This window comes from Bacillus sp. FSL R5-0434, assembly GCF_038004745.1.
GTDB classification, from domain to species: Bacteria; Bacillota; Bacilli; order Bacillales; family Bacillaceae; genus Bacillus; species Bacillus halotolerans.
In genome coordinates, this window is the sequence record NZ_JBBORV010000001.1 from 1,856,435 (window position 1) to 1,875,307 (window position 18,873).

Here is an 18,873-nt window from a genome sequence, read left to right on the forward strand (position 1 = left end):
TTCCTTATTCCTCTATACATTTAATTACCAAGTGAGGTTATTCCTACCTTTTTCGTTTTTCCTCTCAATCTTTTTTCACTGATATTTGAATATAACCGCTGATAAATGTGACATTCAATTGATTTTTTGAAACCGGGAACTTTTTCACTGATGATATGGTGTATACAATGGTAAGATAAAACCTATTGACTATACCTCATATAATGAACCTTGCCATTCTTGTGAAAGGAGTTTAACATGAGAAGATTTTTACTAAATGTCATATTAGTCTTAGCCATAGTCTTATTCATAAGATATGTTCATTACTCATTAGAACCTGAACCATCCAACCAGCCGGATACATATTCAAATTTCAGCAGTCTGGCAGAGAATGAGGACCCTGCTGATTATGATATTTCTTATCAAGAGAAAAAAGGGAGCAAAGTTTTAATCATGTCTCCGCACGGCGGAAGAATTGAAGGCGGAGTAAGTGAGCTTGTGCGTTATTTCAACGATGACTACTCGACTTACCTGTTTGAGGGCTTAAAGTCACATGATAATCAAACGCTGCACATTACAAGCACCAACTTTGATGAGCCATTGGCTGAAGAGAAGATCAAGGAGCACCAGTACGTTGTCGCTTTTCACGGATATAAAGGAGAAAAGAAAAATACACTTGTCGGAGGAACAGACCGTAAGCGGGCGAAAATGATTGTCAGAGCTCTTGAAAAAAGAGGGTTTTCCGCTGAATTAGCGTCCTCTCAAAGCGGCCTTGCAGGATTAAGTGCAGATAACATTAATAACCAGGGGGAAACCGGGCTGAGTATCCAGCTGGAAATCAGCCGTGAACAGAGAGAAGCCTTTTTTGATGATTTTTACTATAAAGATAGGAAATACACGAAAACCAGTGAATTCTACTCTTATGTCCGGGCGATAAAACATGTACTTGAAAAAGAATATTCCTAATAAGCAAATCAGAGGACAAAATCAAGGAAGATCAGTAGACTGAAATGGAATCCATTGAAGGAGGCAATCAAATGGCAGATCATCATTTTTATTTAAAAGCGAATTGGCCGGGAAAACGCAATGATGTCGGCACAATCGAAAGCGGGAATCTCATCACGTCTATTTCTATTCCTAAAGAAATGGACGGACCGGGGGAGGGGACCAACCCGGATGAAATGCTTCTCGGGGCAGCGGCAACCTGTTATATTATTACGCTTGCTGCTATGATGGAAAGAAGCGGACTGGAAAAAGAAGATCTGCAGATGGAATCAGAAGGCATAGTCGATGTGACAAGAGGGATCTTTACATACAAAAAAATCATTCACCGCCCCGCAGTAGTCCTCAGACACGATGCCTCAGAAGAAGACGTTGCGTTAGCCCACAAGCTTTGTGAAAAAGCGGAGTCTTCCTGCATGATCTCACGAGCCATTCAAGGAAACGTCGAACTGCAGCTAGAAGCTTCTGTAAAAATATCGGAGCAATCATAAAAAAGCAGACGGTCACTGACAGGCCGTCTGCTTTTTTTCTTTATTAGGGGCTTTTGACTGATTTAACAGCACAACGCCTGCAATAACGAGTGTCAGCCCAAATATACCCTTCAAGCTGATGGTTTCGCCAAAAAGCAAAAAACCGACTACAGCTGTAAGCGCCGTCCCGATACCGGACCAAGTGGCGTAAGCGCTTGATAAGTCTATGGTTCTTAAAGAAAAGCTTAAAAACGTGAAGGCGGACAGAAATCCGGCAGCCACTCCGATAATAGGCCAGAATTGCGTAAAGCCTTCGGAGAGTTTGAGCATTGTGCTCCCAAATACTTCAGATAATATGGCAAGAGCCAAATAAAGAAATCCTCTCATATACAACACTCCCTTACTGCCAATTAAGCAGCACAACACCTGAAATTAATAGAGCAATCCCAATAAGTCCTTTTACATTCAGTTTTTCCTTGAAAAATTTCGCACCGATAACGGCCGTCAGCACCGTACCCACGCCGCTCCATGTCGCATATGAAAGGCTTAGAGGGATGCGGTTTAAGGTAAGCGACAGCATATAAAAGGCAAGGGAATAACCAATCACGACCAATGCACTCGGCTTCCACTTTTTGAAGCCGTCAGACACTTTCAGCATGGCCGCTCCGATTGATTCTGAGCATATGGCAATTGTGAGGAATAAGTAACCGATCATCATCGTAATCCTCCTCACTCAAAATATGATAAATGTTAGGTAATGAAAAGATCATCAGCTAGAAAAATATTAGTGCAAACCTATGTATGAGTCAAGAGATTCATTTCAACTCAGATTCGGGGGATAAAAAAGACCCCTTTTATAAGGGGTCTGCCGGGTTTAGTAGTAATATGGGTACGGGGGATAAGGATATCCGCCATAAAAATAAGGGTTAAATAAAGCACTTCCTACAAGTCCGCCTACCAGCCCGCCAAAAAAAGGTCCTCCGTAAAATCCAAACGGCCGTCCAAAGCCATAGCCAAACCCAGGTCTTCCAAATCCAAAACCTGGCCGTCCAAACCCGTAGCCGAACCCTGGTCTGCCAAAGATTCTTGCATCATTTTCGTCAATGAAATATTCCACTTCGTTCATTTTTTCTTTCCTCCAATAATAAAGTGTAGATGATGCAGTGTATTCAGCCTACCCAAATTTGATTGGGCGTTCAGCTGAAAAAGAAGGAGAGTGAATTGATTGGGCCTGTATCAGTCTGACTGGGCCATGGCGCCGCCTCACGTACATGCTTATCGTGCTAAAACAACCAGTGAACAGGGGCATTATCATATCATTGAAGGTTTTACTCAGCCGGCAAACGGAACGAATACGGATCGCCATACACACTACTTCACTGGGATTACTTCGTTTGAAAATGGTCATTTCCACCGCTATTACGGGATCTCGGGCCCTGCCATTCCCAGGGCTGACGGAACACATTATCACAAAATTGAAGAAAACACTTATCTCGCTTATAACGAGCCGATTCAGATCCGTTACGGAGGCGTTGTGTACGATCCCCGAAATCACAGCAAAAAAACGCATCGCCATCATTTGAAAGGCAAGACACGGGAAATTGTCGGAAATGAGCCTCTTGGCTGGTAGAAGAAATGTTTACTGCTGCAAAAAAAGGGCAAAATGGATAGGTGGTTATATATGATGAGTGCTATAATGGGGGGAGATTTGTAAAAGAGAGTGATACATAGTGAAAAATAACAAACAGCCCGTTGTCATATTAGTCGGACCAACGGCAGTGGGGAAAACCAATTTAAGCATTCAGCTTGCTAAGGCTTTGAACGCGGAAATTATCAGCGGAGATTCCATGCAGGTTTATAAAGGAATGGACATCGGGACAGCTAAAATCTCTGAACAGGAGACAGAAGGTGTGCCGCATCATCTGATTGACATTCTAGACCCGGCAGATTCTTTTTCCACCGCGGATTATCAAGGCTTGGTCAGAAATAAAATCAGCGAGATCGCAAAAAAAGGAAAGCTTCCGATGATTGTAGGCGGTACAGGGCTTTACATTCAATCCGTCCTTTACGATTATACCTTTACGGAAGAGGCGAACGATCCGGCGTTTCGGGAAGAAATGCAGAAGGCTGCGGCGCAGGAGGGAGCTGAATTCCTTCATGCTAAGCTGGCTGCGGCTGATCCGGAGGCAGCAAAAGCGATTCATCCGAATAATACAAGAAGAGTGATTCGCGCACTGGAGATTTTACATACATCTGGTAAAACGATGTCGCAGCATTTAAAAGAGCAAAAGCGGGAGCTGCTGTACAATGCTGTATTAATCGGGCTTACAATGGACAGAGACACGCTTTACGACAGGATTAATCAGCGAGTCGATCTGATGATGGAAGCCGGACTTCTTCCGGAAGTGAAACAGCTCTACGACCGAAAATTGAGAGACTGTCAATCGATACAGGCGATCGGCTACAAGGAGCTGTACGCATATTTTGACGGATTTGTGACACTTTCTGAGGCTGTCGAGCAATTAAAACAAAACTCCAGACGGTATGCGAAACGCCAGCTGACGTGGTTTCGCAACAAAATGCCGGTTGACTGGTTCGATATGACCCCGCCTGTTGATATGGAGCTGAAAAAAAAGGAAATTTTCACACATATAGCAGGAAAACTGCAACTTTAATCGAAACTGTATGATATAGAGAATCAAGGAGGACGAAACATGAAACCGATTAATATTCAGGATCAGTTTTTGAATCAAATCCGCAAAGAAAATACGTATGTCACTGTTTTTTTACTGAACGGCTTTCAATTGCGCGGCCAGGTGAAAGGCTTTGATAACTTTACCGTATTGCTAGAATCGGAAGGTAAGCAGCAGCTTATATATAAACATGCGATCTCAACTTTTGCACCGCAAAAAAACGTCCAGCTTGAATTAGAATAGACCATAAAGATAAAACGAAATAGAAAAACCTCGGGCTGAAAGCCCGAGGTTTTTTGTGTCGCAGAAGTTCCTATAGAGATTACAAAAAATATAGGAAATTGGTTATTTGTGTAAAACTCCTATTGTTGTACAATGATTTGTGATCATGCTGGAAAGGGGAGAGGGAAATGAATCACAAACGAAAACGTGCCATATCATGGGGTCTGGTGTTTTTCTTAACATTGCTGTTTGTCACGCTGCCGGTATCTAAAACTTGGGCTGCAAGCGTAAATGGCACGCTGATGCAGTACTTTGAATGGTACCTGCCTAATGACGGACAACATTGGAAACGCTTGCAAGAAGATGCGGGGCATTTATCTGAAATTGGAATCACTGCTGTATGGATTCCGCCTGCATACAAAGGAACGAGTCAATCTGACAATGGATATGGCCCATATGATTTGTACGATTTAGGAGAATTTCAGCAAAAAGGGACGATGCGCACAAAATACGGCACAAAACCGGAGCTTCAGTCAGCGATCAGCTCCCTGCATTCGCAAAACATCCAAGTATACGGTGATGTTGTTTTGAATCATAAGGCAGGCGCGGATGCAACGGAAGATGTAACCGCGGTCGAAGTGAATCCAAACGATAGAAATCAGGAAACATCAGGAGAGTATCAAATAAAAGCATGGACAGGCTTTCATTACCCGGGCCGCGGAAGCACGTACAGCGATTTTAAGTGGCATTGGTACCATTTCGACGGAGCGGATTGGGACGAATCCCGAAAGCTGAACCGCATCTATAAGTTTCGAGGGGATGGAAAGGCATGGGATTGGGAAGTATCAAGGGAAAACGGCAACTACGATTATTTGATGTATGCAGACGTCGACTATGATCATCCGGATGTTGTCGCAGAAACGAAAAGGTGGGGTACCTGGTATGCAAACGAGCTTCAACTCGACGGTTTTCGGCTCGACGCTGTTAAACATATTAAATTTTCTTTTCTGAGTGATTGGGTAAAGGCAGTCAGACAATCAACAGGAAAGGAAATGTTTACAGTTGCAGAGTATTGGCAAAATAACCTGAACGAGCTCGAAAACTATTTGAATAAAACTGATTTTAAGCAATCTGTTTTTGATGTCCCGCTTCACTATCATTTGCAGGCTGCATCCTCACAGGGGGGCGGCTATGATATGAGACATTTGCTGGATGGCACTGTCGTATCGAAGCATCCGATGCAAGCGGTAACATTTGTGGAAAATCATGATACACAGCCGGGGCAATCATTGGAGTCGACTGTACAAACATGGTTTAAGCCCCTCGCTTATGCCTTCATCTTAACAAGAGAGGCTGGTTACCCGCAGGTTTTCTATGGAGATATGTATGGAACAAAGGGTTCATCGTCAAGGGAAATTCCGTCGCTCAAAAATAAAATAGAACCCATTTTAAAAGCGCGTAAACATTATGCATACGGGACCCAGCATGATTATTTTGACCATGAGGATGTGATTGGCTGGACGAGGGAAGGTGATCAATCGGCCGCCCAATCAGGATTGGCTGCATTAATCACAGACGGTCCTGGCGGGTCAAAGAGGATGTACGTCGGAAAGCAAAATGCCGGCGAGACATGGTATGACATTACTGGGAACCGCTCCGATCCTGTTACAATTCATTCTGATGGATGGGGAGAGTTTCATGTAAACGGAGGTTCAGTATCCATTTATGTACAGAAGTAAGAAAGGGAGGGGCTGAAAGGCTAACACAGCAGCCTCTCTTGTTTTTTATCTTGCGTGGTCTTTTTTATAATGAGAACATAAGAAGGAGGAAAGTGTATATAATGTAAAAAAATTTGAACGTAAGAGGAGTGAACGAATGTTTTCTGAATCTGAAGCGGAGTTGAGACGAATCAGAATTGCACTTGTCTGGATTGCTGTGTTCTTATTGTTTGGTGCGTGCGGGAGAGATGAAACAGTGATTGAAACAGATAGCGGAGATTCTTATGAAACGCCCCAGCCAAGTTCATTTCCGCTCGAAAATAATCATTTTGGAATCGTAAATGACGGCAATATAGAAATTTATGAGTATAATGAGGCTGATAACAAGGTAAAGCTTAAAAAAGCGTTTCCGTCTGATGAGCTTGAATAAAATTCACAAGCATGGAATTTTACAAAGCAGACGCAGGCCGCTAAACTGAATACTGACACAGAACATACAGAGGGTGAAATGATGAAGCATAAGATTATTGTCAATCACTGGGAAGAAATCTGTGAAGACGATTCCTGCTATGAATATGGAACGAGTATTATTGTTAATGGAAAAGAATTAATCAGAGAAGCCTCAATTATAAGCGCATTGAAGGCAGTTTTAGAAGAAATCGGCGCTGATGCAGAAATAGAAGAAACAGTCGAAAGCGAAAAATGCTGTGACAGTATAAGAAAAAAAAATCTAGACTACTAAGCAGTTTTTTTTCATGTTATGATATACATCGGCTTAAAAACGACACTTCGAGTAGGATGAGAGATGATTCTCGTTCTGCTCTCTTTTTTGGGCCCTGATGAGGGTGCCAGAGAGAAAATATGAATTTTTTATTAAAACGAATCTATATATTGTGTTTTTACCAGAGGGTAGTATACTATATATAGTGTTAGTGGTTGAGAGATTCATATTTTTTGATAGGTCGTGATAAAACGTGGTACAAATCATATTTGATTCAAAAACAGGGAATGTTCAGCGCTTTGTGAATAAAATAGACTTTCAGCAAATACGCAAGGTGGACGAAATTGACCACCTGGACACTCCGTTTGTTTTGGTCACCTACACGACAAACTTCGGCCAGGTACCGGCATCAACACAATCATTTCTCGAAAAATACGCCCATCTCTTATTAGGGGTCGCTGCGAGCGGCAATAAAGTATGGGGCGATAACTTTGCGAAAAGCGCCGATACCATTTCAAGACAATATCAGGTGCCGATTTTGCACAAATTTGAACTCAGCGGCACATCTAAAGACGTTGAATTGTTTACTCAGGAGGTAGAAAGAGTTGTCACAAAATCAAGTGCCAAAATGGATCCAGTTAAATAACGAAATCATGATCCAAAAAGATGGAAAATTCCAGTTTGATAAGGATAAAGAGGCTGTACATAGTTATTTTGTAGACTATATCAATCAAAACACAGTTTACTTTCACGATCTAAAAGAGAAGCTGGATTATTTGATTGAAAATCAATACTACGAAGAGGAATTCTTAAGCCTTTATTCTTTTGAAGACATTAAAGAAGTGTTTAAGACAGCTTACGCTAAGAAGTTTCGTTTTCCTTCCTTCATGAGTGCGTTTAAATTCTATAATGACTATGCTTTGAAAACGAATGACAAGAAAAGAATCCTCGAGCGTTATGAGGATCGGATCTCAATTGTTGCGCTGTTCTTCGCAAACGGGGACACTGAGAAAGCAAAAGAATATGTGAACCTAATGATCAATCAGGAATATCAGCCCAGTACACCGACATTTTTGAACGCCGGCAGAAAACGCCGCGGTGAACTGGTGAGCTGCTTCTTGCTCGAAGTCAATGATTCATTAAATGATATTTCAAGAGCGATCGATATCTCCATGCAGCTTTCTAAACTGGGCGGCGGGGTTTCTCTTAACCTGTCCAAGCTTCGCGCGAAAGGTGAAGCCATCAAAGATGTTGAAAATGCCACAAAAGGTGTTGTAGGCGTCATGAAGCTTCTTGATAACGCGTTCCGTTATGCTGACCAAATGGGACAAAGACAAGGATCTGGTGCGGCGTATTTAAACATTTTCCACCGCGATATCAATGATTTTCTCGATACGAAAAAGATTTCTGCCGACGAGGATGTGCGCGTCAAAACACTTTCTATCGGTGTAGTCATTCCGGACAAGTTCGTTGAGCTTGCGCGTGAGGACAAAGCGGCTTATGTATTCTATCCGCATACCATCTATAAAGAGTACGGACAGCACATGGACGAAATGGACATGAATGAAATGTACGACAAGTTCGTCGACAACCCTAGGGTGAAAAAAGAGAAAATCAACCCGCGGAAATTGCTCGAAAAACTGGCGGTGCTTCGTTCTGAATCAGGCTATCCATACATCATGTTCCAGGATAATGTCAACAAAGTACATGCGAATAACCATATTTCAAAGGTGAAATTTTCTAATCTTTGCTCTGAAGTGCTGCAGGCATCTCAGGTTTCTTCTTACACTGACTACGATGTAGAAGATGAAATCGGTTTGGATATTTCCTGCAACCTGGGATCGCTTAACATTCTCAACGTGATGGAGCACAAATCGATCGAAAAGACTGTTAAGCTTGCGACTGATTCCTTAACTCACGTATCTGAAACGACTGATATCCGTAATGCACCTGCTGTAAGACGGGCAAACAAAGCGATGAAATCAATCGGTCTCGGCGCTATGAACCTTCACGGATACCTTGCGCAAAACGGCATCGCGTATGAAAGTCCAGAAGCGCGCGACTTTGCGAACACATTCTTTATGATGGTGAACTTCTACTCTATCCAGCGTTCTGCAGAGATCGCAAAAGAGAAGGGCGAGACGTTTGATCAATATGAAGGATCAACCTATGCAACTGGTGAATACTTCGATAAATACGTTTCAACTGATTTCTCGCCGAAATACGAAAAAATCGCAAATCTATTTGAAGGTATGCATATCCCGACGACAGAGGACTGGAAACAATTAAAAGCATTTGTGGCTGAACACGGCATGTATCACAGCTACAGATTATGCATTGCGCCGACAGGCTCGATTTCATACGTTCAGTCAAGCACGGCATCTGTCATGCCGATTATGGAACGGATTGAAGAAAGAACATACGGCAACTCAAAAACGTACTACCCAATGCCTGGGCTTGCATCTAATAACTGGTTCTTCTACAAAGAAGCCTATGATATGGATATGTTCAAAGTCGTAGATATGATCGCGACAATCCAGCAGCACGTTGATCAGGGAATCAGCTTTACATTGTTCCTAAAAGATACAATGACGACTCGTGATTTAAACCGGATTGATTTGTATGCACATCACAGAGGAATTAAAACCATTTACTATGCAAGAACGAAAGATACTGGGCAAGACAGCTGCCTTTCTTGTGTTGTTTGATTAAAGGAGAGTTTATAGTGACGAAAATTTATGACGCAGCAAACTGGTCAAAGCATGAAGACGACTTTACCCAAATGTTTTATAACCAAAATGTGAAACAGTTCTGGCTTCCGGAAGAGATTGCTTTAAACGGCGATCTCCTCACTTGGAAGTACCTCGGGAAAAACGAGCAAGACACGTATATGAAGGTACTGGCCGGATTGACTCTTCTTGATACAGAGCAGGGGAATACAGGAATGCCGATCGTGGCTGAGCACGTAGACGGCCACCAGCGGAAAGCCGTGCTGAATTTTATGGCGATGATGGAGAACGCCGTTCACGCAAAATCGTACTCTAATATTTTCATGACACTGGCACCGACTGAAACGATTAATGAAGTATTCGAATGGGTCAAACAAAACAAATTTTTGCAGAAAAAAGCGCAAATCATCGTCGGACTCTACAAAGCGATTAAAAAAGATGACGAGATTTCACTGTTCAAAGCAATGGTTGCATCTGTGTATTTAGAAAGCTTCCTATTCTATAGCGGTTTCTATTATCCGTTATATTTCTACGGACAAGGAAAACTGATGCAAAGCGGTGAAATTATCAACCTGATCCTTCGTGATGAAGCGATTCACGGTGTTTATGTCGGACTTCTCGCTCAAGAAATCTACAATAAGCAGACAGAAGAGACAAAAGCAGAGCTTCGCGAATTTGCCATTGACCTTTTGAATGAGCTTTATGAGAATGAGCTTGAGTATACCGAGGACTTATACGATCAAGTCGGACTCTCGCACGATGTCAAGAAGTTCATCCGCTATAATGCGAATAAAGCGCTGATGAACCTTGGATTTGATCCGTACTTTGAAGAGGAAGACATTAATCCGATCGTTTTAAACGGATTAAATACAAAAACAAAATCACATGACTTCTTCTCCATGAAGGGGAATGGGTACAAAAAGGCGACCGTTGAGCCGATCAAAGACGATGACTTTTTCTTTGATGATGAAAAAGAGCAGATATAATATCTGCTCTTTTCGGCTTGAAGGTTGAAATAGGAGGACGCAGTAATCATGGGAAAAATGGATGAAATCATCTTGGTCGCTCCGCGCGATGAAGTGTTTAAAAAAGAAAAATTGACTTTTCAAGGCGTAAACAGTGAAGATGCCCGAGTAGCAGAAATTATGGCTCAAATTGAGGCGACCTATTCTGAAATGAGAAGGGGAGACGCAGAAGAAGATCCTCATTATAAGCAGCCGATTCCTTATGTCGTCATTAAACGCGAGGATGAAGTTTTCCTTTATGAGCGGCTGGCTGGCGGCGGAGAATCACGTCTTCACAATAAGCTTTCTCTTGGCTTTGGCGGCCATATGAATCATATTGAAGGAGCTGCTTCCTTTGCCGAGGTCTTAAAGCTGAACACAGACCGGGAGCTTGATGAAGAACTGCAAATCGAAGAAGAGGATAAGCAGGCCATTGTCACATTAGGTTTGATAAATGATGATGACAACAGTGTCGGCAAAGTGCATATCGGTATTCTATCTGCGCTTCAATTAAAGCCAGGCTCACATGTGGAAGTCAAAGAGAAAGAGCAAATTGCGGGTAAATGGATGAAAATTTCTGAACTAAAACAAACAGACATTTATAACCGTCTGGAAACATGGTCGCAATTCGTGGTTGACATTCTTGAATAAAAAAACCCGGTTTCTCATGAAGAGGAACCGGGTTTTTTTATCAGGCATGCTCGTCCGCAAACAGTATTATGATTCTAGGAAGACCATAGCGTCAAAGCCGGTATTCTCAGCTCTGGCAGCAAGGGCATCGGCATTATCTTTGGAAGAAAAAGCGCCGATCTGAACCTTATATAATCCGTCCTTTAAGAGCACAATGGCGTCAAAGCCCTTAGACTCTGCGCTGCTTGCAAGATTGTCCGCATTTGCTTTAACCTTAAAAGCCCCGATTTGAACCTTATATAACCCTGAGTCGGATGTTTTCTGAAGGCTGAAGGATTGCTCTAACCCGTTTGCATGTCCTCTTGCCAAGCTTTGAATAAAACTGCTCGTTTTAAGCTTGTTCGCATCTGTAACCGTATCAATAAAACCGTTTTCCGTAAGCAGGGCAGGCATTGAGGATTCCCTTAATACGTGGAAGTTTGCTGTTTTTTTACCGCGATCGGAAAAGTCGACAGCTTGTATGACTTCAGAGTGAATCTCCGATTGGTAAGTCGTTGTCGGTGCTCCGACTCCCGGATAAATGTAGCTTTCGAAACCTGTTCCGCCCCCGGAATTAATGTGAATGGATAAAAAGAAATCGGCTCCCCAGTTATTTGCAGCATTTGTCCGGTCGCTTAAGCTGACATATTGGTCGCTTGTCCGGCTCAGCAGCACAGTAACACCCTCATACTCATTCGTCAATATAGTGCGTAAAGCTAAAGCGATTTGCAAGGTTAACGTTTTTTCTTGGAGACCATTGCCTGTTGCGCCTGGATCGGACCCGCCATGACCTGGATCAATAAAAATTTTAACCATTCTCCATCACCTCATTACAGGATATGAAAAAAGACGGCTTCTGCTTGTACGATTATCATCCGGCAGAAAAATGAGGAAATAACCCCTGTTACCCGAAAAATTATTTCTCGGGAAAGCGCACAATTCAACAGGATGTGACAGGAAGGTTGCTAAAAGTTTGTCTTCTAGTCGGTTTAATAAAGGTGGTTATTCAATCAAATTCAGCAGAAAGCGGAGGGGTATCTCTGTAAATGATGCTGACATACACAACGGTCTCCATGCTGCTTCAGTCTTTTTGACTGTGGTTTGGGAGGTCAGTCAGAACGTACTCAATGGAAATAACATTCAGACATTCTTTTTGTTTCCTATTAATATCACTCACTCTTGGTTGCATGGGTTAACGTTTATACTCACTCTTTTCCTCGGTGCCATTATTTTGCTCTCCAGTTCTTCATCGGATTATTGGGCATTTGTATTTGAAGAAGTATGGGGATTTGACATCATCCTAGGCTTAGTCTCTCAGGAAAGTTGATTTCCCGGGTGTTTTACCCGGATTTGTTCCAAAAAGTTGCTGGCTTTTATACATCATCCCAAAATCCTCACTCTGATGAGCCGACAATCGGTTTAGATATCCTGCGCGAAAAGAAGAATACCCAGAAATTTCTTCATCATGTAAATACTGAGCATAAAACGACGATTCTTCTCACCTTCCATCAAATTGATGACGTTGAACGTTTATGTAAACGGATCATCCTGATTGAGGAGGGAGAAATATTCGACGGACCGAAAGAAAAGCTGTCACAATTGACGAACAGTAAGAGAAGCTCAGCTGTTGAAGTAGACGCCGTTCATGCAGACTGGGGTTTACTTTCATGTCAACCTACTGAAGTGAAAGGGAAGTATATCTGATAATTCATAAATTCCTCAGCTCATTACAAGCATATCTGCGCATTGAAAATATCCTAACTGAGGTTTATACATCGAAGAAATATCACTTTCATAGCTGATTGTTCTAACAAATTTGCTTAAAATAAAATCTCTTGGTTTGTCCACCCTGTGTTCGTGAATACAATAAGAAATAAAGTATTTCTCGGGAAAGCGCAGGATTCCCCATTGTTCCCGAAAAAAAAGCATTTGTTTCGACACATGATAGGCGTTTGTCACATAAGGCATACGCTTGAATATCATATAGAGAGAACTGAGAGGTGAAAATGTTGGAGCGCGCTGTGACTTATAAAAACAACGGACAGATCAACATTATTCTTAACGGACAAAAGCAGGTGCTGACAAACGCTGAGGCAGAGGCGGAATATCAAGCGGCTTTGCAAAAAAACGAAGCTAAGCACGGCATTTTGAAGGAAATAGAAAAAGAGATGAACACACTGGTTGGAATGGAGGAAATGAAACGAAACATTAAGGAAATATACGCTTGGATTTTTGTCAATCAAAAACGTGCGGAACAGGGCTTGAAGGTGGGAAAGCAAGCGCTGCATATGATGTTTAAAGGAAATCCGGGAACTGGGAAAACGACAGTTGCACGGCTTATCGGCCGGCTGTTCTTTGAAATGAACGTACTGTCAAAAGGCCACCTGATCGAAGCGGAACGTGCTGACTTGGTCGGGGAATACATTGGCCACACCGCCCAAAAGACGAGGGATTTAATCAAAAAGTCATTAGGCGGCATTTTGTTTATAGACGAAGCCTATTCCCTTGCAAGGGGCGGCGAAAAGGACTTCGGGAAAGAAGCGATCGACACGCTTGTCAAGCATATGGAAGACAAACAGCATGAATTCATTTTAATTCTTGCCGGATATTCACGGGAAATGGAGCATTTTTTATCATTGAATCCCGGTCTCCAATCCAGATTTCCCATCTCCATCGATTTCCCGGATTATTCCGTCAATCAGCTTATGGAAATTGCGAAACGGATGATCGCAGAGCGGGAATACCAGCTCAGTCAGGAAGCTGAATGGAAATTAAAGGATTACTTAATGACAGTCAAAAGCACAACAAGTCCCATTAAATTCAGCAATGGCCGTTTTGTCAGAAATGTCATAGAAAAATCGATCAGAGCGCAAGCCATGAGACTTCTAATGGGCGACCAATACTTAAAAAGCGATTTGATGACCATTAAAAGCCAAGATCTTTCAATTAAAGAAGATACCGCTGGCTCGATATAGACCTCTTCCTGTGAGAGGTCTTTTTTTCTAATGTATTTCTTGTTTTCACAGCAATCGATTTGTGGTATACACATGCAGGGTTTGGTATGATAATACTACTGCCCAATATGCAATAGAAAGGAACATCCATTTGAAAGAACAAGAAACAAGACAGGAAAAGGCCATTTTAGTCGGATGTCAGCTGCCGCATATCACAGATGAGCATTTTGAAAATTCCATGGAAGAGCTTGCATCACTGACAAAAACAGCAGATGGAACGGTATTGACCAGCGTCACGCAAAAACGAAACCGGGCTGACGCAGCTACATATATAGGAAAAGGGAAGGTTGAAGAGCTGAAGACGCTCGTTGAAGAGCTTGAAGTCGATCTTCTTATTTTTAATGATGAACTGTCACCAAGCCAGCTAAAGTCCTTGGCAACTGCGATTGAAGTAAAAATCATCGACCGCACGCAATTGATATTAGATATTTTTGCGAAAAGAGCAAGAACAAGAGAAGGAAAGCTTCAAATCGAGCTGGCTCAGCTCCAGTATGCTCTCCCGCGTCTGACTGGACAGGGGATCAACCTTTCCCGGCAAGGCGGAGGGATCGGCGCGAGAGGACCGGGGGAAACAAAACTGGAGACCGATCGCCGCCATATTAGAAATCGCATTCATGAAATTAACACGCAGTTGTCCGCTGTCATTCGCCATAGAAGCCGCTACCGTGAAAGAAGAAAGAAAAACGGTGTGCTGCAAATCGCTCTTGTCGGGTATACGAACGCGGGGAAATCAACGTGGTTTAACCGCCTGACAAGCGCTGACAGCTATGAAGAAGACCTTCTGTTTGCCACGCTGGACCCTATGACCAGAAAAATGGTGCTGCCAAGCGGCTACAGCGTGCTCCTGTCAGATACGGTCGGATTTATTCAAGATCTTCCGACGACACTGATCGCTGCATTCCGCTCAACGCTTGAAGAAGTAAAAGAAGCGGATGTGATTCTGCATCTGATTGATTCCTCAAATGAGGAGTACACAGGGCACGAAAAAACGGTGCTTCGCTTGCTGGAAGAGCTTGAAGCAGATGATATCCCGGTGCTGACGGCTTATAACAAACGCGATCAAAAGCTGCCTGACTTTATCCCGTCCGTTGGAAAGAATCATATCATGGTCAGTGCAAGATTTGAGGAGGATACTGAAAAGTTTAAGGAAGCCATCCAGCGTTATTTGCGCCAAGAACTGTTAACGCCTTTTGAAGCGCAGGTACCGGCAAGTGAGGGCAAGCTTCTCTCGAGAATCAAATCCGAAACGATGGTTGACCGTTTTCATTTTAATGAAGAAAACGAACAGTACGACATATCAGGATATGTACAAGAAGAGCAAAGTATCATCGGTGAATTGAAGAAGTATATGTAAGAAGGGAATACAAGGACATGTTCGAAACTTTAACACACGGAGATTTATTAAAAAAAACAGCAATGGAAGTGGAAACGGAAATTGCCGGCGTTCATAAACAAATAGAAGAAATCAGTGAACGCAATGAATGGAGAGTGCTTCAAAGCTATAGAAAACACAAGGTGAGCGACACTCATTTTACGCCGTCTACAGGATACGGCTATGATGACATCGGAAGAGATACACTTGAAAGCATTTATGCAGATGTGTTTGGGGGCGAAGCCGGGCTTGTCAGGCCTCAAATTATATCAGGCACACATGCGATTTCCATTGCTTTATTCGGTGTCCTCAGACCGGGGGACGAGCTGCTTTATATCACAGGCAAGCCGTATGATACGTTAGAAGAAATTGTCGGCGTCAGAGGCGGAGAAAATTCTGGATCGCTAAAGGATTTTCAAATCGGCTACAATGCGGTTGAACTGACTGAAGACGGAAAAATAGATTACGATGCTGTCGCTGCAGCTATCAATCCGAAGACAAAGGTGATCGGCATTCAGCGCTCAAAAGGATATGCCAATCGTCCTTCTTTCTTAATTAGTGAAATCAAAGAAATGATCCGCTTTGTAAAAGAAATCAATGAAAATCTTATCGTATTTGTGGACAACTGTTACGGAGAATTTGTAGAAGAGCTGGAACCTTGCCATGTAGGCGCCGATCTCATGGCGGGATCTCTTATTAAAAATCCGGGAGGCGGTCTTGCCAAAACAGGCGGGTACCTCGTTGGAAAATCTGAATGGATCGAGGCTTGTTCATACCGAATGACTTCACCGGGCATCGGCCGGGAAGCCGGAGCGTCTCTTTACTCGCTCCAGGAAATGTATCAAGGCTTCTTTTTGGCGCCTCACGTTGTGTCACAAAGCTTAAAGGGAGCGGTGTTTACAGCGAGATTCCTTGAAAAACTGGGCTTCACTTCAAACCCGAAATGGGATGCGAAAAGAACAGATTTGATACAATCCGTTGAGTTTTCCGACAGAGAAAAGATGATTGCCTTTTGCCAGGCCATTCAATATGCATCGCCGATCAATGCCCACGTGACGCCTTATCCAGCCTACATGCCGGGATACGAAGATGATGTGATTATGGCAGCGGGCACATTTATACAAGGAGCAAGCATTGAATTATCAGCTGATGGCCCTATCCGCCCGCCATATGTAGCGTATGTCCAGGGAGGATTAACCTATGCGCATGTGAAAAATGCCATATGCAGTGCAGTGGATTCTTTAATGGATAAGAAATTAATTTGAATAGTTTAAAATTTTCACTGAATTTCATGTTAAGAATCCTTACATGTTATTGACACAAAATATAACATCACCTATAATGAAACTAAGTTAAGAAAAGGAGGAAATTGAGATGAGTGATAACATTCGCCGCTCAATGCCTTTATTTCCAATAGGAATTGTCATGCAATTGACCGAATTATCAGCAAGACAAATTCGGTATTATGAGGAAAATGGACTGATATTTCCAGCTAGAAGCGAAGGAAATAGACGATTATTCTCATTTCACGATGTAGATAAACTGTTAGAAATTAAACACCTGATTGAACAAGGTGTAAACATGGCAGGAATTAAACAAATTCTGGCGAAAGCTTCGGCTGAGCCGGAACAGAAACAAAATGAGAAGACGAAGAAACCAATGAAACATGATCTGTCTGATGACGAACTGAGACAGCTCCTGAAAAACGAGCTTATGCAAGCCGGCCGTTTTCAAAGAGGAAATACATTCCGTCAAGGCGACATGTCCCGCTTCTTTCATTAATCCGTTAGCAACTGTTTTGCTATATACATTTACCTTTTAGAGGAGGAGTTTTACGAAATGGCAAAGTATACAAGAGAAGATATCGTAAAATTAGTAAATGAGGAAAACGTCAAGTACATCCGCCTGCAATTTACCGACATTCTTGGAACAATCAAGAACGTTGAGATTCCTGTAAGCCAGCTTCCAAAAGCACTTGATAATAAGGTCATGTTTGACGGATCTTCTATTGAAGGTTTCGTTCGCATCGAAGAATCAGATATGTACCTGTATCCTGATCTAAATACATTTGTTATCTTCCCATGGACAGCTGAAAAAGGTAAAGTAGCACGTTTCATCTGTGATATTTACAATCCGGATGGCACACCTTTCGAAGGTGACCCGCGAAACAACTTAAAACGGATTCTGAAAGAAATGGAAGACCTGGGCTTCAGTGATTTCAATCTAGGACCTGAGCCTGAATTCTTCTTATTCAAATTAGACGAAAAAGGCGAACCGACGCTTGAATTAAACGACAAAGGCGGATATTTCGACTTAGCGCCAACTGACTTGGGAGAAAACTGCCGCCGCGATATCGTTCTTGAGCTTGAAGAGATGGGCTTTGAAATCGAAGCATCTCACCACGAAGTAGCGCCTGGCCAGCACGAAATCGACTTTAAATATGCTGGTGCAGTCCGTTCTTGTGACGACATCCAAACGTTTAAACTAGTTGTTAAAACAATTGCCCGCAAACACGGTCTGCATGCGACATTTATGCCAAAACCGTTGTTCGGTGTGAACGGTTCAGGTATGCACTGCAATCTATCACTCTTCAAAGATGGCGTTAACTCATTCTATGATGCAAACGCAGATCTTCAGTTAAGTGAAACAGCGAAACACTTCATTGCAGGTATCGTGAAGCATGCAACAAGCTTTACAGCAGTAACAAACCCGACAGTGAACTCTTACAAACGTCTTGTTCCTGGCTATGAAGCACCTTGCTACGTTGCATGGAGCGCGCAAAACAGAAGCCCGCTTATCCGTATCCCGGCTTCCCGCGGCATCAGCACACGTGTTGAAGTGCGCAGCGTAGATCCAGCTGCGAATCCGTACCTAGCACTTAGCGTCTTGCTTGCTGCAGGTTTAGATGGAATCAAAAACAAACTAGAAGCGCCAGCTCCAATCGACCGCAACATCTACGTGATGAGCAAAGAAGAGCGCATGGAAAACGGAATCGTCGACCTTCCTGCAACACTTGCTGAAGCATTAGACGAATTCAAATCAAACGAAGTGATGGTCAAAGCTCTAGGCGAGCACCTATTCGAGCACTTCATCGAAGCAAAAGAAATCGAGTGGGATATGTTCCGCACGCAAGTACATCCTTGGGAGCGCGAACAGTATATGTCTCAGTATTAATCTGATAAACCTTGATTTGAGAGGGTTTTAGATTAATAACTAGGTGGTCAAGTTAAGTGGGATAACTAGAAACAACTAGTTTGACCACTTTTTGACCACCAAAAAA

General features: G+C 42.7%; 22 protein-coding genes. 18 read left to right on the forward strand and 4 right to left on the reverse strand.

Translation table 11 applies throughout. The annotated features are described in order from the left end of the window. Nucleotides 1-237 precede the first annotated feature (237 nt). Together NYE43_RS09315 and NYE43_RS09320 are read left to right on the forward strand one after the other, a co-directional pair. On the forward strand, nucleotides 238-945 hold the full coding sequence (locus NYE43_RS09315) for a poly-gamma-glutamate hydrolase family protein (RefSeq protein WP_024121488.1): 708 nt from the start codon (nucleotides 238-240) through the stop codon (nucleotides 943-945). 71 nt (nucleotides 946-1,016) lie between these two features. After that, complete coding sequence (locus NYE43_RS09320) at nucleotides 1,017-1,472, forward strand: OsmC family protein (protein ID WP_101863296.1); 456 nt, start codon at nucleotides 1,017-1,019, stop codon at nucleotides 1,470-1,472. 12 nt (nucleotides 1,473-1,484) lie between these two features. Here the strand turns inward: NYE43_RS09320 and erbB are convergent, their stop codons facing one another. The 3 genes from erbB to NYE43_RS09335 form a co-directional block, all read right to left on the reverse strand. Next, nucleotides 1,485-1,838 (reverse strand): SMR family multidrug efflux transporter EbrB, encoded by a 354-nt coding sequence (erbB, locus tag NYE43_RS09325; RefSeq protein WP_024121490.1) that lies wholly within the window; start codon nucleotides 1,836-1,838, stop codon nucleotides 1,485-1,487. A gap of 13 nt (nucleotides 1,839-1,851) precedes the next feature. Then, complete coding sequence (gene ebrA / locus NYE43_RS09330) at nucleotides 1,852-2,169, reverse strand: multidrug efflux SMR transporter subunit EbrA (protein ID WP_024121491.1); 318 nt, start codon at nucleotides 2,167-2,169, stop codon at nucleotides 1,852-1,854. A 156-nt stretch (nucleotides 2,170-2,325) separates the two neighbouring features. Further along, nucleotides 2,326-2,577, reverse strand: coding sequence for a hypothetical protein (locus NYE43_RS09335; protein WP_024121492.1), 252 nt, complete (start codon nucleotides 2,575-2,577; stop codon nucleotides 2,326-2,328). 126 nt (nucleotides 2,578-2,703) lie between these two features. Between NYE43_RS09335 and NYE43_RS09340 the strand changes: the two genes are divergently transcribed. The 10 genes from NYE43_RS09340 (at nucleotide 2,704) to NYE43_RS09385 (ending at nucleotide 11,189) form a co-directional block, all read left to right on the forward strand. Then, on the forward strand, nucleotides 2,704-3,081 hold the full coding sequence (locus NYE43_RS09340; protein WP_253295324.1) for a YmaF family protein: 378 nt from the start codon (nucleotides 2,704-2,706) through the stop codon (nucleotides 3,079-3,081). A gap of 100 nt (nucleotides 3,082-3,181) precedes the next feature. Then, a complete protein-coding gene (gene miaA / locus NYE43_RS09345) occupies nucleotides 3,182-4,126 on the forward strand; it encodes a tRNA (adenosine(37)-N6)-dimethylallyltransferase MiaA (protein ID WP_024121494.1) in 945 nt (314 codons plus the stop codon). Nucleotides 4,127-4,165: 39 nt separating this feature from the next. Continuing rightward, complete coding sequence (gene hfq / locus NYE43_RS09350; RefSeq protein ID WP_003221097.1) at nucleotides 4,166-4,387, forward strand: RNA chaperone Hfq; 222 nt, start codon at nucleotides 4,166-4,168, stop codon at nucleotides 4,385-4,387. Nucleotides 4,388-4,554: 167 nt separating this feature from the next. Then, nucleotides 4,555-6,105, forward strand: coding sequence for an alpha-amylase (amyS, locus tag NYE43_RS09355; RefSeq protein WP_103671442.1), 1,551 nt, complete (start codon nucleotides 4,555-4,557; stop codon nucleotides 6,103-6,105). A gap of 136 nt (nucleotides 6,106-6,241) precedes the next feature. Further along, nucleotides 6,242-6,514 (forward strand): YmzC family protein, encoded by a 273-nt coding sequence (locus NYE43_RS09360; RefSeq protein WP_024121496.1) that lies wholly within the window; start codon nucleotides 6,242-6,244, stop codon nucleotides 6,512-6,514. A gap of 81 nt (nucleotides 6,515-6,595) precedes the next feature. Beyond that, nucleotides 6,596-6,826, forward strand: a complete 231-nt coding sequence (locus NYE43_RS09365; protein ID WP_024121497.1) for a hypothetical protein — start codon at nucleotides 6,596-6,598, stop codon at nucleotides 6,824-6,826. A 232-nt stretch (nucleotides 6,827-7,058) separates the two neighbouring features. Further along, nucleotides 7,059-7,451: a class Ib ribonucleoside-diphosphate reductase assembly flavoprotein NrdI gene (nrdI, locus tag NYE43_RS09370; protein ID WP_024121498.1), complete on the forward strand. Its 393-nt coding sequence runs from the start codon at nucleotides 7,059-7,061 to the stop codon at nucleotides 7,449-7,451. Then, on the forward strand, nucleotides 7,411-9,513 hold the full coding sequence (gene nrdE, locus NYE43_RS09375; protein ID WP_024121499.1) for a class 1b ribonucleoside-diphosphate reductase subunit alpha: 2,103 nt from the start codon (nucleotides 7,411-7,413) through the stop codon (nucleotides 9,511-9,513). Before nrdI ends, nrdE begins: the two co-directional genes overlap by 41 nt. Nucleotides 9,514-9,530: 17 nt before the next feature. Further along, nucleotides 9,531-10,520, forward strand: coding sequence for a class 1b ribonucleoside-diphosphate reductase subunit beta (nrdF, locus tag NYE43_RS09380; RefSeq protein WP_044155791.1), 990 nt, complete (start codon nucleotides 9,531-9,533; stop codon nucleotides 10,518-10,520). A 48-nt stretch (nucleotides 10,521-10,568) separates the two neighbouring features. Then, a complete protein-coding gene (locus tag NYE43_RS09385) occupies nucleotides 10,569-11,189 on the forward strand; it encodes a hypothetical protein (RefSeq protein WP_044155790.1) in 621 nt (206 codons plus the stop codon). A 66-nt stretch (nucleotides 11,190-11,255) separates the two neighbouring features. Here NYE43_RS09385 and NYE43_RS09390 read toward each other — a convergent pair whose 3' ends face one another. After that, nucleotides 11,256-12,023, reverse strand: coding sequence for an N-acetylmuramoyl-L-alanine amidase (locus NYE43_RS09390; RefSeq protein WP_101861257.1), 768 nt, complete (start codon nucleotides 12,021-12,023; stop codon nucleotides 11,256-11,258). A gap of 534 nt (nucleotides 12,024-12,557) precedes the next feature. Between NYE43_RS09390 and NYE43_RS09395 the strand changes: the two genes are divergently transcribed. The 6 genes from NYE43_RS09395 (at nucleotide 12,558) to glnA (ending at nucleotide 18,767) form a co-directional block, all read left to right on the forward strand. Next, entirely contained in the window at nucleotides 12,558-12,911 is a 354-nt protein-coding gene (locus tag NYE43_RS09395) for a hypothetical protein (protein WP_142367113.1), read from the forward strand. 302 nt (nucleotides 12,912-13,213) lie between these two features. After that, nucleotides 13,214-14,182 (forward strand): stage V sporulation protein K, encoded by a 969-nt coding sequence (gene spoVK, locus NYE43_RS09400; protein ID WP_049809927.1) that lies wholly within the window; start codon nucleotides 13,214-13,216, stop codon nucleotides 14,180-14,182. A gap of 130 nt (nucleotides 14,183-14,312) precedes the next feature. Next, nucleotides 14,313-15,575 carry a GTPase HflX gene (gene hflX, locus NYE43_RS09405; protein ID WP_216394459.1) on the forward strand — a complete coding sequence of 421 codons (1,263 nt, stop codon included), beginning with the start codon at nucleotides 14,313-14,315 and terminating at the stop codon, nucleotides 15,573-15,575. A gap of 17 nt (nucleotides 15,576-15,592) precedes the next feature. Further along, the gene (locus tag NYE43_RS09410) at nucleotides 15,593-16,858 is read left to right on the forward strand and encodes a methionine gamma-lyase family protein (protein ID WP_024121508.1); all 1,266 of its coding nucleotides are present in this window, start codon (nucleotides 15,593-15,595) and stop codon (nucleotides 16,856-16,858) included. A gap of 109 nt (nucleotides 16,859-16,967) precedes the next feature. After that, nucleotides 16,968-17,375, forward strand: coding sequence for a transcriptional repressor GlnR (gene glnR, locus NYE43_RS09415; protein WP_010334345.1), 408 nt, complete (start codon nucleotides 16,968-16,970; stop codon nucleotides 17,373-17,375). 57 nt (nucleotides 17,376-17,432) lie between these two features. After that, the gene (glnA, locus tag NYE43_RS09420) at nucleotides 17,433-18,767 is read left to right on the forward strand and encodes a type I glutamate--ammonia ligase (RefSeq protein WP_024121509.1); all 1,335 of its coding nucleotides are present in this window, start codon (nucleotides 17,433-17,435) and stop codon (nucleotides 18,765-18,767) included. The last annotated feature ends 106 nt before the right edge of the window (nucleotides 18,768-18,873 follow it).